Raw genomic sequence first — 14,635 nt, 5'->3', positions numbered from 1 at the left:
AGCACACCGGCCGGGTAGGGGTCCTGCTGCCAGGCCGCCCGCCGTCGCACGGCCGTGCGAGTTCGCCGCGACTTTGATGGAATGACAACATGACCGTTGCCGAAGAACCGGTCCCGGAGGGCGCCGGGCACGGCGCCGCCGCCGCGGGCGCGGGACACCAGCCCGGACCCGACAGACAGCAGGCCACCCCGGCTCAGGGCCCGCCCGCGGTGCCCGCCGAACCGTCCCGCCCCGGCGACCAGGTCGCGGTCGCCGCCGACGCCAACCTGCTGCGGCAGGCCCTCGCCGAGGTGCGCCGGGTCATCGTCGGCCAGGAGCACATGGTCGAGCGGCTGCTGGTGGCGCTGCTGGCCCGCGGGCACTGCCTGCTGGAGGGCGTGCCGGGCGTGGCCAAGACGCTCGCCGCCTCCACGCTGGCGACCGTGGTCGGCGGCACGTTCGCCCGCGTCCAGTTCACCCCCGACCTGGTGCCGAGCGACATCGTCGGCACCCGCGTCTACCACCCCTCCTCCGAGAGCTTCGACATCGAGCTGGGGCCGGTGTTCGTCAACTTCCTGCTCGCCGACGAGATCAACCGGGCCCCGGCGAAGGTGCAGTCGGCGCTGCTGGAGGTCATGGCCGAGCGGCAGGTGACGCTGGCCGGCCGTACCCACCCGCTGCCCAGGCCGTTCATCGTCCTGGCCACCCAGAACCCGATCGAGTCCGAGGGCGTCTACCCGCTGCCGGAGGTGCAGCGGGACCGGTTCCTGTTCCGGGTGCGGGTGCACCACCCGACCGCGCAGGAGGAGCTGGAGATCCTGCACCGGATGAGCGTCACCCCGCCCAGGCCGGCCACCGTGCTCGACCCGCCGCGGCTGCTCGCGCTGCAGGACGCCGCCGAGCGGGTCTCGGTGCACCACCTGGTCGCCGACTACGTGGTGCGGCTGGTGATGGCGACCCGCGCCCCGGCCGAGTACGGCCTGCGCGACCTGGAGGACGTGATCGAGATCGGGGTGAGCCCGCGCGCCACCCTGGGCCTGGTCGCGGCCGGGCGCGCCCTGGCGCTGCTGCGCGGCCGCGACTACCTGCTGCCCGACGACGTGCGGGACGTCGCGGTCGACGTGATGGCCCACCGGCTCATGCTCACCTTCGACGCGCTCGCCGACGGCGTCGACCCCGAGGACGTGGTGCGGCGGATCCTGGCGGCCGTGCCCCCGCCGCTGGTGGTGTGGAACCAGGGCCAGGGGTGAGCCGATGACCTCGCCCGAGTACGTGCTGCGCCGGCTGGAGCTCACCGTGGTGCGCCGGCTCGACGGGCTGCTGCAGGGGGCCCACCAGGGGCTGCTGCCCGGGCCCGGCAGCGAGCTGGGCGACTCGCGCCCGTACGTGCCGGGCGAGGACGACGTGCGCCGCATGGACTGGGCGGTCACCGCCCGCACCACCGTGCCGCACGTGCGGGACCTGGTCGCCGACCGGGAGCTGGAGACCTGGGCGCTGGCCGACCTGTCGGCGAGCATGGACTTCGGCACCGCCGACATGGACAAGCGCGACCTGGTGATCGCCGGGGTCGGGGCGATCGGGTTCCTGTCGAGCCGGGTCGGCGACCGGTTCGGCGCCTATGTGATCCACGGGGGGCGGGTGCACCGCTTCCCCGCCCGCACCGGGCGGCCCGGCCTGTACGCGCTGCTGCAGACGCTGGTGGCCGCGCCGCGCGGCGAGGTGGGCGCGGACGCGGCCACCACCCTCGCCGACGGCATCGAGCTGCTGTCCCGGGCCCGGCGGCGGCGCGGCATGCGGGTGGTGGTGTCCGACTTCCTCGACCCGGTCGACCCGCGCGACCCGTACGCCGAGCGGCCCTGGGAGCGGCCGATGCGGCGGCTGGCGGCCCGGCACCAGGTGCTCGCGATCGAGGTGATCGACCCGCGCGAGCTGGAGCTGCCGGACGTGGGCATGGTGACGTTCACCGACCCCGAGACCGGCCGCGCCGCCACGGTCCACCTCACCCGCAGGGTCCGCGAGGCGTACGCCGAGGCGGCGCTGCTGCAGCGCGAGTCGACCCGGCGGGCGCTGCGCCGCTGCGGCGTGGCGCACCTGGTGCTGCGCACCGACCGGGACTGGATCTACGACATCGCCCAGTTCGTGCTCCGGCAGCGGCGGACCGCGCACCTGCTGCGCCGGGCGCCTGCGGCCGGGGGAGCAGGGAGGCCGAGCAGGTGATCTTCCTTTCCGCGGGTTGGCTGTGGCTGTTCGCCCTGCTGGCGGTGCTGGTCGTGGCGTACGTCGCGCTCCAGTTCGCCCGGCGGCGCTACACGGTGCGGTTCACCAACCTGGCGCTGCTGTCGCTGGTCGCGCCGTCCCGGCCGGGGTGGCGGCGCCACCTGCCGCCGGCGCTGTTCCTCGTCATGATGGGCCTGCTGATCTTCGCGGCGGCGCGGCCGGCGGACGCGGTGCGGGTGCCGCGCGACCGGGCCACGATCATCGTCGCGGTGGACGTCTCGCTGTCGATGGAGGCGCGGGACGTGGCGCCGAGCCGGCTGATCGCCGCCCGGCAGGCGGCCGAGCAGTTCGTCAGCGACCTGCCCGAGCGGTTCAACGTGGGGCTGGTGTCGTTCGCCCGGTCGGCCGCGGTGGTGGTCTCCCCCACCACCGACCACCACGCGGTGATCACCGCGATCCAGAACCTCACCACCCGGCCGGGCACCGCGATCGGCGAGGCGGTGTTCAACTCGCTGGACGCGATCCGGTCGTTCGACCAGCAGGCGGTCACCGACCCGCCGCCGTCGGCGATCGTGCTGCTGTCGGACGGGGACAACACCTCCGGCCGGTCGATCAACGAGGCGATCGAGGCGGCGGTGGCGGCCCGGGTTCCGGTCTCCACGATCGCGTACGGCACGCCCGACGGCACCGTGGACATCGACGGCCGCCCGGTGAACGTGCCGGTGAACAAGGCGGCGCTGCAGGCGCTGTCGGACGGCACCGGCGGCCGGGCCTACACCGCCGAGTCCGGGGCCGAGCTGCGCGAGGTCTACAGCCAGATCGGGACCTCGCTCGGGTACCGCATCGAGCACCAGGAGATCACCCACCGGTTCGTGATCGCCGCCGTGCTCACCGGGGTGGTGCTCGCCGGGACCGCGATGGCGCTCGGCTCGCGCATCCCCTGACCCGCTCCCCTGCCGCGGCCGGGCCGTACCGGCTGCCCGGCGGGACACGGCAGGCCGCCGGATGGGATATACCTCTGCGGGTGACGCACTACTTCGCCGAGCGGCCGGAGGCGGCGCAGCGGCCCGGCACGGTCGACCTGGTCCTGCCCGACCTGCACCTGCGGCTGGAGACCGACAGCGGGGTGTTCTCCCCCACCCGGATCGACCCGGGCACGCGGGTGCTGCTGGAGACCGTGCCCCCGCCGCCGCAGGAGGGCGACCTGCTCGACCTGGGCTGCGGGTACGGCCCGATCGCCCTGGCCATGGCCACGCGGGCGCCGCGGGCGACCGTCTGGGCCGTGGACGTCAACCGGCGGGCGCTGGAGCTGTGTGCGCGGAACGCGCAACGCGCCGGCCTTGACAAAGTAAGGTCGGTGCATGTGGACGAGGTCCCGCCCGAGGTGCGGTTCGCCGCCATCTGGTCCAACCCGCCGATCCGCATCGGCAAGCAGGCCCTGCACGCGCTGCTGTCCACCTGGCTGGGGCGGCTCGCCCCCGGCGGGGAGGCCCACCTGGTGGTGCAGAGGCACCTCGGCTCGGACTCGCTGCACCGCTGGCTCGACGGCCAGGGGTTTGCCACCACCCGCGTCACCTCCCGCTCGGCCTACCGGGTGCTGCGGGTGGCGGCCCGCACCTGACCACCGCCCGGCCGTGCGCGCGGCCGGGCGAGCGTCTCGACCGGAAACCTCGACCCGGAAACGGTGACATGAACGATCTCGGCAACACCGGCGGCGGGCGGCGCGGCGCCGCGCGCCCCGGAGGCCTGCGCAGGCAGCTTCGCCCCACCGACGTCAAGCGGCTCAACCGGGCCTGGCGGCGCGAGACCCACGGCCGCCTGGCGCTGATCGTGGAGTCGGTGACCGGCCCGTTCAACGTCGGCTCGATCTTCCGCACCGCCGCCGCCTTCGGCGTGGACCGCGTCTGGCTCGCGGGCAACTCCATCGGGCCGGGCAACGCCAAGGTGCAGAAGACCGCGCTCGGCTGCGACCGGTTCGTGGCCTGGGAGGAGGGGGTCGCCCCCCGCGAGGCGGTACGGCAGGCCCGCGAGGACGGCTACCGGGTCGTCGCGGTCGAGCTCACCGGCGACGCCGTCCCGCTGCACGAGGCCGAGCTGGAGGGCGACGTGTGCCTGGCCGTCGGCGGGGAGGACCACGGCTGCTCCCCCGCCCTGCTGGAGGCCGTCGACGCGGTCTGCTACATCCCGCAGACCGGCCGGGTCGGCTCGCTCAACGTCGCCGTCGCCGCCGCGATCGCCCTCGCCGAGGTCCGCCGCCGCGAGTGGGCCGCCCGCCCCGGCGTCGTGCCCGGCGGCGCCTGACCGCCACCCCCGCCCGTCCCGCGGCTCTGGCGGTCACCCTGCGGAGCCGCGCCGCGGCGGTCGGCGATCACCGGGCGGCCCGCCGGCCGGCCCGCCGAATTCGTGACGGAACGTTCACCGGCGGCGCTCTGCCGTACCACGGCCGCAACCGGCATACTCTTCGGACGTGCACCGCCGATTCGCCTTCCTCGACCACCCCGGGCCGCTCGCGTTCGCGCACCGCGGCGGGGCGAAGGAGAACCTCGAGAACACCTACCCCGCCTTCGCCCGCGCGGTGGAGCTCGGCTACCGGTACCTGGAGACCGACGCCCACGCCACCGCCGACGGGGTCCTGCTCGCCTTCCACGACCACACGCTCGACCGGGTGACCGACCGGCGCGGGCGGGTGTCGGAGCTCCCCTACCGGGAGGTACGGCGGGCCAAGGTCGGCGGCGTGGAGGAGATCCCCCGCATGGAGGATCTGCTCACCGCCTGGCCCGACGTGCGGTTCAACATCGACGTGAAGGAGGCCCCGGCGATCTGGCCGCTCGCCGAGGCGATCCAGCGCACCAACGCCTACGACCGGGTGTGCCTCACCTCGTTCTCCGACGCGCGCCTGGCGGCCACGCTGCGCGCGATCGGGCGGCCGGTGTGCCACTCGCTCGGCCCGCGCGGGGTGGCCGCGCTGCGCACCGCCTCCGCCAGCGCCGGGTACGGCCGGCTGCTGAGCGGCCTGGCCCGGTCCGGCGCCGCCTGCGCCCAGGTGCCGCTCGGCATCCCCTGGCTGCGGCTGCCCACCCGGTCGTTCGTGCGCACCGCGCACGCGATCGGCCTGCAGGTGCACGTGTGGACGATCGACGACCCCGAACGCATGCACGAGCTGCTCGACCTGGGAGTGGACGGGATCATGACCGACAACATCGGCGGCCTGCGCAAGGTGCTCGAGGAGCGCGGCCAGTGGCACCCTGTGCGGACGGCGGCGGCGGCGTGAAGGTCAAGACACCCCCGGTCGACCCGCAACTGCGGCGCGAGCAGCGCGGCTGGTACTGGTACGACTGGGCGACCTCGGCGTTCAACACCACGGTCATCACCGTCTTCCTCGGCCCGTACCTGACGAACGTGGCCGAGACGGCGGCCGGGCCCGACGGGTTCGTCGGCTTCTTCGGGCTCGACCTGCGGGCCAAGGCGTACTTCAGCGGCATCGTGACGATCTCGGTGCTGCTGCAGATCGTGATCATGCCGCTGGCCGGGGCGATCGCCGACCACACCGGGCGCAAACGGGAGCTGCTCGGCGCCTTCGCCTACGTGGGGGCGATCGCCACGCTCGGGTTCTACTTCGTCTCCGGCGACGCCTACCTGCTCGGCGGCGTGCTGTTCGTGATCGCGAACGTGTGCTTCGGCGCGGCCACGGTCGTCTACAACTCGTTCCTGCCGCAGATCTCCTCGGCCGAGACCCGCGACACGGTGTCCTCGCGCGGCTGGGCGTTCGGCTACCTGGGCGGCGGGCTGCTGCTCGCCATCAACCTCGTGCTCTACCTGGGGCGGGAGCCGCTCGGCCTGGAGGAGGGCCTGGCGGTGCGGATCTGCCTCGCCTCGGCCGGGCTGTGGTGGGGGGCCTTCACCGTCATCCCGATGCTGCGGCTGCGCAACCGGCTGCCCGAGCGGCGCGAGCCGAGCGTGGCGCACGCGATGGCCGGCAGCCTGCGCCAGCTGTGGCACACCGTGCTGGAGCTGCGGCGCTACCCGCGCAGCCTGCTGGTGCTGCTGGCCTACCTCGTCTACAACGACGGGGTGCAGACCGTGATCTCGTTCTCGGCGGTCTACGCCGACCAGGCGCTCGGCCTCGGCACCGAGGTGCAGATCAGCGCGATCCTCATGGTGCAGTTCGTGGCGTTCGGCGGGGCGCTGCTGCTGGGCAGGCTGGCGCTGGTGTTCGGCACCAAGCGCACCGTGCTCGGCGCCCTGGTGGTCTGGACCGGCGTGCTCGGCGTGGCGTACTTCCTGGAGGCGGGTGCGGAGCTGCAGTTCTACGCGCTGGCGTTCCTGATCGCGATCGTGATGGGCGGCACCCAGGCGCTGTCGCGGTCGCTGTACTCGCTGGTGATCCCGCAGGGGAAGGAGGCCGAGTACTTCAGCCTGTTCGAGGTGAGCGACAAGGGGTCGGCGTTCATCGGCTCGCTGACGCTCACCCTGGCGCTGCAGCTCACCGACAGCTACCGGACCGCGATCCTGTCGCTGGTGGTGTTCTTCGTGCTGGGGTTCGTGCTGCTCGCGGTGGCGAACCTGCCGCGGGCGATCCGGGAGGCCGGCAACGAGGTGCCCGCCCACATCTGAGCGCTCCGCCGTTCGCGGCGAAAGAGCGCGATTGGATCACCTCCTGCGCGGGAATCCATCCACGGTACCAAGCGTTGTAAGCCGTGGAGACCAACCCCTCATTATCGGGGCCCTCAGGAGGCATTGAACATGGGCGAGCGTGCACTTCGCGGTACCCGGCTCGGGGCAACCAGCTATGAGAACGACCGCAACACCGACCTGGCGCCGCGCAAGGAGGTTGCCTACAACTGCCCGAAGGGCCACAAGTTCGTCGTGCCTCTGGCCGCCGAGGCGGAGGTCCCGGCGACCTGGGAGTGTCGTAACTGCGGGAGCATGGCGTTGCAGGTGAATGCCCGGCAGCCGGAGCAGAAGAAGTCGAAGCCGCCGCGGACGCACTGGGACATGCTGCTGGAGCGCCGTACGATCCAGGATCTGGAGGAAGTGCTGAACGAGCGCCTGGCGATCCTGAGGGCACAGCGGCGCCGCAGCGCGTGACGGTGCCGGGCCGGTGACCGGGCGGTACCGGCCCGCGTCCGCCGCCGGGCGCGCAACCACGGAAGACCGTCAGACCCGATAGCCGACCGAGGACCCTCGGCCCCGCAGGGCCGGGGGTCTTTCACGTCCACGCGTCCCGATGGCGTGCTGAGCGCGGGTACGGCCCCGCCTGGCGGTATCGGCCTTGCCGTCGTGGCATTGCGACGGGGTCGAAACGGGCTGAAGACGCTGTTTTCAACCGCTCACGCGGTCCCTTGGCCGCCGCTGCAGCAGGATCATCGGCCTTGCGGTACGCCGCGGCGTGGTCGCCGCTGCTGCGGGCCGTTCCGGCCGGCGACAGGCTTCAGGGGCGGCCGTCCTGGGCGGGGGCCGCCGGGTACGGCGGCGGGGTGCCGGTGTCGCCCGTGTCGTCGCGGATCACCTCGCCGGGCACCACCCGGTGGCGGGGCCGCGCCCCGTCGTACGGGGCGTCGCCGCCGGGCCGGGTGTGGGCGGCGCCGGGGCCGGTGCCGAACAGCGGGCCGTACGGCGTGCCCGCGGTGAGCAGCCGCACGCGACGGGCGAAGAACCAGGCCACCGCGCGGCGGGCGATCGGGCGCGTGACCGGGAGGACGAAGAACACCCCTAGCAGGTCCGACAGGAAGCCGGGGGTGAGCAGCAGGGTGCCGCCGGCCACCACGAGGGCGCCGTCGACGAGCTCGCGGTCGGGGATGCGGCCCGCGGCGAGCGCCTCCTGAACGGCGAGCCAGGTCCGCCGGCCCTCGCGGCGTATGAGCCAGGTGCCGAACATGCCGGCGAGGACCAGCAGCCCGACCGTCTGCCACCCGCCGATGGTCTGGCCCACCTGGATCAGCAGCCAGATCTCGGCGATCGGCACGACCAGGAAGGCGATGAACAACAGCAGACGCAGCATGACTCCTACTTCACCCGACTAGACCGTCCCCGACCAGTACTGGAGGCAACGGGGGATGTGACCCCGTTGTTCCCCGGTGCCCGCGAGGCCCGGACCACACTGCCACGTTCATCCGGGCAACGGGCGGGCCGCCCGCGGAAGTTCCGCGGAATGCCGCCTGCGCCGATGGCACTGCCGGACGCCGCGGGGGCCGACGCGCCGCGAGCGGCGGGATGGCGGCGGCGCTCGGCTCGTCGCGCCTGTGTCGGCCGTATACAGCGAGGATGGGTGCGGCACCTCCGCCGACACCGGGGCGTGGATGAACTCAAGCGCTGACCTTTACTTTGTAGATCAAACCGGTTCGAGGCATTCGTCTAAGCGGCGCTCGCCGCCACCTTGGCCACCTTGGCCACCTTGGCCGCCTCGGCCGACCCGGTGACGGCCAAGCGGCTCCAGAGGCCTGCGACCATCCCTGATTCCGGCCACGCCCGCCGCCTCCGCCGCGCCAGTGGCCGGTGGGGCGACGAAAGCCTCTTCCGGCGGCCCGGCCCGCCCTGAGCGCGACGCGCACTTTCGACCCGCGCACCGGGCATCCAGGAGCCTTCCCGTCCGCCGCCGCCCGGCCGGCGGTGCCGCGACCCTGTGTCACGTCTCGAGGCCGACCGCTCGTCGTGGAGTGTGACCTGGCCGCCGTGCCGGAGCAGGATCCCGTGCCGCCCCCGAGGTGGAAGACGGCGAGGCGGCACGGCGGGGCCAGGGGGCGGCCACCCTCCCTGGTCACGCACGGCGAGCCGACCGCGGGATCAGCATGCCGTCCCGGCACATCGCAGTTCCCGGCGCCTCGGCGCTCCCGGTGCAGGCGACGGCCCCGGACGCCACAGCGGCACGGCCCGGCCAGGCTGCGGGAGCCCGGCGCGGTCAGCGGCGGTGGCGGCGGCGTCGCAGGCGGTCGGGGAGCCCGGCGATGCCCCAGGCGGCGATGCGCCACAGCGCCTCGAAGACGATCGTGCGGCTCATCTTGCTCGCGCCCGCGGTGCGCTCGACGAACGTGATGGGGACCTCCCGGACCCGCAGGCCGCTGCGGATGGTGCGCAGGGTGAGGTCGACCTGGAAGCAGTAGCCCTGGGACTGCACGTCGTCGAGGCCGATCTTCTCGAGGGTGGCGGCGCGGTAGGCCCGGAAGCCCGCGGTGGAGTCCCGCACCGGGATGCCGAGCACGATGCGGGCGTAGGTGTTGGCGCCGCGGGAGAGCAGCTCGCGGGTCCACGGCCAGTTCACCACCTTGCCGCCGGGGACCCAGCGGGAGCCGATCACCAGGTCGGCGCCGCGGGCGAGGACCTCCAGCAGGCGCGGCAGTTCCTCGGGCTGGTGCGAGCCGTCCGCGTCGATCTCCACGAGCACGTCGTAGCCCTGGGCGAGGCCCCAGCGGAAGCCGGCGATGTAGGCGGCGCCGAGGCCCTGCTTGCCGGGCCGGTGCAGGACGTGGATGTGGTCGTCGGCGGCGGCGAGCGCGTCGGCGGCCTCGCCGGTCCCGTCCGGGCTGGCGTCGTCCGCGATGAGGATGTGCGCGTCCGGTACGGCGGCGCGCAGCCTGCCGGTGATCATGGGCAGGTTCTCGCGCTCGTTGTAGGTGGGGACGATGACCAGGACGCGTCCCAGCGACGGCTCCATCACCGGTCCCCGGTGGCGGCCAGGGCGGACTCCGCCTCGTCTCGTATGCCGGTCATCGCCTCTGCCCTCCGTGCCCGGTTTGTCCGCCGCTGCCGAAGCACCACGGCTCCCAAAACGCCCATACCCACCACTATGAATATCCACTCCGGCCACGCGCCAAGCCGCGTGGCGATCGTCGGCTCGGTGCGCACCGGCACCTCCACAACGGTCATGTCGGCGACGAGCTCGTCGGTGCGCCACCGCACCCGCCCGTCGGGGTCGACGTAGGCCGAGATCCCCGTGGTGGCCGCGGCGACCACGGCGCGGTTGTGCTCGACCGCGCGGACCTGGGACATGGCGAGCTGCTGGGCGGGCAGGTTGCTCAGCGCGTAGGTGGCGTTGTTGGTCTGCACCGCCAGCGGCGTGCCGCCGGCCCGTATCGTGCCGCGCACCACCGAGTCGAACGCGACCTCGTAGCAGTTGATCGCGCCGATCGTGACCGGGCCCATGACCAGGTCGCCGTCCCGGTCGCCGGGCAGCGCCGACACCCCGGACAGGCGCAGCCGGCCGATGAACCGGGTCAGCAGGTCCCGGAACGGGATGTACTCGCCGAACAGCACGAGCTTCTGCTTGTCGTAGTAGGCGCCGGCCCCGGTCTCCGGGTCCCACACCAGGCTGCGGGTGTAGCGGTTGCGCCGGTCGGGCGTGTACACCACCGCGCCGACCAGCACCGGAACGCCGATGTCGCGCACCGCGGCGTGGATGGTGTCGCGGGCGAAGGCGCTGCGGTAGGGGTCGATGTCGGTGGAGTTCTCCGGCCAGATCACCAGGTCGGGCCTGGGCAGCCTGCCCTCGCGCACCGCCCGGGCCATCTGATGGGTGACGTTGGCGTGGTTGCGCAGCACCACGGCGGGTTCGTCGCCGAGGAAGTACATGCCCCGGCCGGGCACGTTGCCCTGCACGATGCCGATGCGCACGGTGCGTCCCTCGTCGCCCGGCCGCGGCACGGCGAACGCGGCCAGCGGCACGGCGACAACCCCCGCGAAGGCCGCGACGGCCGAGCGGGCGGCGCTCCCCCGCACGCTCGCCCGGACGCGCCCCAGAGGGCCCGTCCCGGCGCCGTCCGCGGCCTCCTCCCGCCCGGGCCCGGGCCGCTGCCGCCGCTGCGCCCGCGCGCGGGCGGCGGCGTGCCCGGCGAAGGCGAGCAGGCCGCCGCACAGCGCCACGCAGAAGGTGACCAGCGGAGCGCCGCCGAGCGCGGCGAACGGGGTGAACGCCGACTCCCCCTGGCTGAAGGCGAGCCGCGCCCACGGGAAGGCGACCACGGGCAGGTTGCCGCGCAGCCACTCCTGGGCCACCCACATGCAGGCCGTCCACACCGGCCAGCCGCGCGCCCGGGTGACCACGGCGACCCCGGCGCCCATCGCGGCCCAGAACAGGCTCTCCACCGCCACCAGGCCCAGCCAGGCGTCGTGCCCGATCGGGCGCACCCAGGCGAGCGTGGGCAGCAGGAACGCGGCCCCGGCCACGAAGCCCAGCCAGGCGGCCCGGCGGGCGCGCACGCCGTACACCTGGAGCGTCATGAGCGCCACGCCGACGGGGGCCAGGTACCACCAGCCGATCGGCGGGAAGGCGAGGAACAGCGCCGCGCCGCCCAGGATGCCCGCGGCGATGCGTGCCCACAGGCGTGACGGGGCGGCGGGGGCGGGCCGATCCGCCCGCCCGCCGGTCGTGTTGGCGGTTGTGGCTGCCACGGCGGAGGTCGATCTCCTTGCGGTCACCGACGGGGTCCCGACTGCACTGCACGCTACCGTGTTCCGCGGCCACCCGGTCCCGCCCGCCCGCCGCCTGTGGAAAACCACCGGGGCGCGCCGCGGACGGACACCGCGCGTACCCCTCATCCTCGCCGCCACCGCCGCGGGGAAACCTTCAAGATCGCTGTGAGTGCCGCCGCGGGCGTCCGGATGCCGGGCCGTCGTCTCGCGGTCCGATAACGATGCCCGGCGGCCGCCGCGGCCCCGCCGGGTGGCCGCCACGCCGTGCCCGGCCGGGTCATCGCAGGTCAGCGGTATCACAAGGATTGCGCACCAACTGGGAAAACTTGGATCGCCGCTGATCGGGACGCGGTTGACATCTGAGCTGAGGTCGGTAGTTTGCTGCCAGTCCAGCACGGGACTGACCGGTTGGCCGTCTTCTGACATCGTCGGACTCTGCGTCCATGACGGAGGGAAACTCCGTCAGCACAGCCAGGCGCAGTGCTGGCGTTCCGTCGAGTCGGGGCACCCCAGCCGGATCGGGGGGTTGGACCCGGGAGGGGCCCGGATACCCAGTAGACAACGGATTCCGAGCTCGCCGCCGACGGGACGGGTCCGGTCCGAAGGGTCTTCCGGGCCCTTTTCCGTCCCCGGCGCGCGGGCGTTCTCAGCGCCGGGCGGGGCCGCTTCGGCCCGCGGGAGCCTCGCGGGGCCGCAGGCGGGCCAGCGCCGGGGGCAGCGGGCCGGTGTGGACGACGCCGAGGCCGCCGGTGGCGCGGGTGAGCGCGACGTACAGGTCGCTGGGGCCGCGCGGGGACTCGGTGAGGATCAGGCCGGGCTCGACCACGATGACGACGTCGAACTCCAGGCCCTTGGCGGCGGTGACGGTGAGCACGGCCACGGGGGCGTCCAGCGCCTCCGCGCCGGGCCCGGCGACCGCGCCCTCGACCTTGGCGGCCACGAGCGCGCCGATCTCGGCGGCGCGGGAGTGCGGCACGATCACCCCGAGGCGGCCGTCCGTCACGATCTCCGCGTTGACGATCTCCGGCAGGCCGGACAGGTCGTCGAGCCGTACCGCCCACGGCACCGCGCCGGTCTCCCGCACCGACTCGGGGGCGCGCAGGCCGGGGCCGACGAGCGCGAGCACGTCCGCGGCGACGGCCATGATCTCGGCGGGGGTGCGGTAGTTGAGGGTGAGCCTGCGTTCGCGGCGGCGCCCGGCGGTGTAGGGGTCGAGGACGTCCGCCCAGGAGCGGGCTCCGGCGCTCGAGCCGGTCTGCGCCAGGTCGCCGACGATCGTCATCGAGCGGGTGGGGCAGCGCCGCATCACCATGCGCCAGGCCATCTCCGACAGCTCCTGCGCCTCGTCGACGATGACGTGCCCGAACGCCCAGGTGCGGTCGGCGGCGGCGCGCTCGGCCGTGGTGAGGTACGGCTCGTCGCCCTGGTGGCGGGCGGCGAAGCGTCCGGCGTCGATCATCTCGGCCATGCCGGTGAGCTCGAGCACCTCCTGGGCGTAGGCGAGGCGCTGCCGCTCGTCCTCGTCGCGCGCGGCGCGGGCCGCGGCGGCCTCCTCCTCGGCCAGGGCGGTGGCGCGCAGCACCGCCTCGTCGATCTCGCCGAGCAGCTCGGCGGCCTCGTCGAGGAGCGGCACGTCGGCCTCGGTCCAGTACGGCTCGCCGGGGCGGGGCCGGTCGCGCAGCAGGAGGTCGCGCTCGGCGGGGGCGAGCCCGGCGCGTGCCATGCGCTCGGGGCTGGTGTAGAGGGAGATGAGCAGCCGCTGCGGGGTGAGGTAGGGCCACAGGCGGTTGAGCGCGGCGCGTACGGCGGGCTCGGTGCGCAGCTCCTCGCGCAGGTCCTCCAGCTCGGTCTCGTCGATGAGTCCTTTGCCGAGGCGGCGGGCGGCCTGGCGGGCCAGCACGGTGAGCAGGTGCCGTACCAGGACCGCGCGGGCCTGGTTGTGCGGGCGGCGGGAGCGGAGCGCGCGCTGCCGCGCGGCCTCGAGGCTGCGGCGGTCGAGCCGGAGGGTGTGGCGGCCGAGGGGGATCTCGACCGGGCCGTCGGGCATGCGCTGCCAGTCCCGTACGGCGGCGGCGATCACCTCGGCCATCCGCGCCTCGCCCTTGAGCGCGGCCGCCCGCGGTTCCTCGGCGGCCTCGGCGCGCACCCCCGGGTACAGCTCGCCGATCGTGGACAGCAGCACGTCGGTCTCCCCGAGCGAGGGCAGCACCTGCTCGATGTAGCGGAGGAAGGTGGGGTTGGGGCCGACGATGAGCACGCCGCGGCGTTCCAGCCGCTCCCGGTGGGTGTAGAGCAGGTAGGCGGCGCGGTGCAGGGCGACCACGGTCTTGCCGGTGCCGGGGCCGCCCTCGACGACGAGCACGCCGTTCAGGTCGTCGCGGATGATGCGGTCCTGCTCGGCCTGGATGGTGGCGACGATGTCGCGCATGCGGCCGGTGCGCCTGGCGGCGAGGGAGGCGAGCAGGGCGGCCTCGCCGCTGAGCGTGGCGTGGTCGGCGTCGGTGAGGGTGTCGGGGTCGAGCAGGTCGTCGTCGATGCCGACCACGCGGCGGCCCCTGGTGCGCAGGTGGCGGCGGCGCCGCAGGCCCATGGGGGCGGCCGGGGTGGCGCGGTAGAACGGCTGGGCGGCGGGGGCGCGCCAGTCGACGAGCAGCCGCCGCTGGTCGTCGTCGGACAGGCCGATGCGGCCGATGTAGAGGGTGCGCTCCCGGCCGGCGCCGGGTGTGCCCGTCCCGTTCCTCTCGCCGGTGGCCGTGTCGTGCTCGTCGGGGGCGAGGTCGATCCGGCCGAAGCACAGGCCGTTCTCCACGGCCCACAGGCTCGCCAGCCGCCCGGCGTACATGGCGGCGAACGTGTCGCGCTCGGAGCGGTTCTGGTGGGTGCCGGTGGCGCCCTGGGCCAGCACCTCGTCGAGGCGCCGCTGCGTCCGCTCGCGCAGCTCGTCGAGGCGGGCGTACAGGGTGGAGACGTAGCGCTGTTCCCTGGCCAGCTCGCGTTGTCGGGCGGTGGGCCGGTCTCCGGCTTCTCTGGAAAT

12 protein-coding genes are annotated in these 14,635 nt (G+C 74.2%); 8 read left to right on the top strand and 4 right to left on the bottom strand.

From position 1 onward, the window contains the following. The first annotated feature begins 89 nt into the window (after window positions 1–89). From FHX40_RS10895 to FHX40_RS10860, 8 genes are all read left to right on the top strand, one after another. Entirely contained in the window at window positions 90–1,229 is a 1,140-nt protein-coding gene (locus tag FHX40_RS10895; protein WP_142259494.1) for an AAA family ATPase, read from the top strand. A gap of 4 nt (window positions 1,230–1,233) precedes the next feature. Then, the gene (locus FHX40_RS10890) at window positions 1,234–2,196 is read left to right on the top strand and encodes a DUF58 domain-containing protein (RefSeq protein ID WP_142259493.1); all 963 of its coding nucleotides are present in this window, start codon (window positions 1,234–1,236) and stop codon (window positions 2,194–2,196) included. Continuing rightward, on the top strand, window positions 2,193–3,140 hold the full coding sequence (locus tag FHX40_RS10885) for a VWA domain-containing protein (RefSeq protein ID WP_142259492.1): 948 nt from the start codon (window positions 2,193–2,195) through the stop codon (window positions 3,138–3,140). The genes FHX40_RS10890 and FHX40_RS10885 overlap by 4 nt, the downstream gene beginning before the upstream one ends. Window positions 3,141–3,220: 80 nt before the next feature. Further along, complete coding sequence (locus FHX40_RS10880) at window positions 3,221–3,817, top strand: class I SAM-dependent methyltransferase (RefSeq protein WP_142259491.1); 597 nt, start codon at window positions 3,221–3,223, stop codon at window positions 3,815–3,817. Between the two features lie 68 nt (window positions 3,818–3,885). Further along, the gene (locus tag FHX40_RS10875; protein WP_373286842.1) at window positions 3,886–4,497 is read left to right on the top strand and encodes a TrmH family RNA methyltransferase; all 612 of its coding nucleotides are present in this window, start codon (window positions 3,886–3,888) and stop codon (window positions 4,495–4,497) included. Window positions 4,498–4,663: 166 nt separating this feature from the next. After that, window positions 4,664–5,467 carry a glycerophosphodiester phosphodiesterase family protein gene (locus FHX40_RS10870; RefSeq protein ID WP_142259490.1) on the top strand — a complete coding sequence of 268 codons (804 nt, stop codon included), beginning with the start codon at window positions 4,664–4,666 and terminating at the stop codon, window positions 5,465–5,467. Further along, window positions 5,434–6,810: an MFS transporter gene (locus tag FHX40_RS10865; RefSeq protein WP_229788160.1), complete on the top strand. Its 1,377-nt coding sequence runs from the start codon at window positions 5,434–5,436 to the stop codon at window positions 6,808–6,810. The genes FHX40_RS10870 and FHX40_RS10865 overlap by 34 nt, the downstream gene beginning before the upstream one ends. 129 nt (window positions 6,811–6,939) lie before the next feature. Beyond that, entirely contained in the window at window positions 6,940–7,284 is a 345-nt protein-coding gene (locus FHX40_RS10860) for an RNA polymerase-binding protein RbpA (protein WP_142259488.1), read from the top strand. 343 nt (window positions 7,285–7,627) lie between these two features. Here the strand turns inward: FHX40_RS10860 and FHX40_RS10855 are convergent, their stop codons facing one another. The 4 genes from FHX40_RS10855 to FHX40_RS10840 form a co-directional block, all read right to left on the bottom strand. Beyond that, the gene (locus FHX40_RS10855) at window positions 7,628–8,197 is read right to left on the bottom strand and encodes an FxsA family protein (RefSeq protein WP_142259487.1); all 570 of its coding nucleotides are present in this window, start codon (window positions 8,195–8,197) and stop codon (window positions 7,628–7,630) included. 897 nt (window positions 8,198–9,094) lie between these two features. Beyond that, entirely contained in the window at window positions 9,095–9,847 is a 753-nt protein-coding gene (locus FHX40_RS10850; protein WP_142259486.1) for a polyprenol monophosphomannose synthase, read from the bottom strand. After that, the gene (gene lnt, locus FHX40_RS10845) at window positions 9,847–11,580 is read right to left on the bottom strand and encodes an apolipoprotein N-acyltransferase (RefSeq protein WP_229788159.1); all 1,734 of its coding nucleotides are present in this window, start codon (window positions 11,578–11,580) and stop codon (window positions 9,847–9,849) included. Before lnt ends, FHX40_RS10850 begins: the two co-directional genes overlap by 1 nt. Window positions 11,581–12,247: 667 nt before the next feature. Next, the gene (locus tag FHX40_RS10840) at window positions 12,248–14,635 is read right to left on the bottom strand and encodes a HelD family protein (RefSeq protein WP_211350425.1); all 2,388 of its coding nucleotides are present in this window, start codon (window positions 14,633–14,635) and stop codon (window positions 12,248–12,250) included.

The sequence above is a fragment of the Thermopolyspora flexuosa genome, assembly GCF_006716785.1.
In the GTDB taxonomy this organism is placed as follows: Bacteria; Actinomycetota; Actinomycetes; order Streptosporangiales; family Streptosporangiaceae; genus Thermopolyspora; species Thermopolyspora flexuosa.
Note: the sequence above shows the minus strand (reverse complement) of the source record. Positions and strands in the feature narration are given on the sequence as shown.

Bases quoted from the DNA above. Each gene is read 5' to 3' on its own strand.
- FHX40_RS10895 (WP_142259494.1), top strand. From the start codon at position 90: ATGACCGTTGCCGAAGAACCGGTCCCGGAGGGCGCCGGGCACGGCGCC.
- FHX40_RS10890 (WP_142259493.1), top strand. From the start codon at position 1,234: ATGACCTCGCCCGAGTACGTGCTGCGCCGGCTGGAGCTCACCGTGGTG.
- FHX40_RS10875 (WP_373286842.1), top strand. From the start codon at position 3,886: ATGAACGATCTCGGCAACACCGGCGGCGGGCGGCGCGGCGCCGCGCGC.
- FHX40_RS10860 (WP_142259488.1), top strand. From the start codon at position 6,940: ATGGGCGAGCGTGCACTTCGCGGTACCCGGCTCGGGGCAACCAGCTAT.
- FHX40_RS10855 (WP_142259487.1), bottom strand. From the start codon at position 8,197: ATGCTGCGTCTGCTGTTGTTCATCGCCTTCCTGGTCGTGCCGATCGCC.
- FHX40_RS10850 (WP_142259486.1), bottom strand. From the start codon at position 9,847: ATGGAGCCGTCGCTGGGACGCGTCCTGGTCATCGTCCCCACCTACAAC.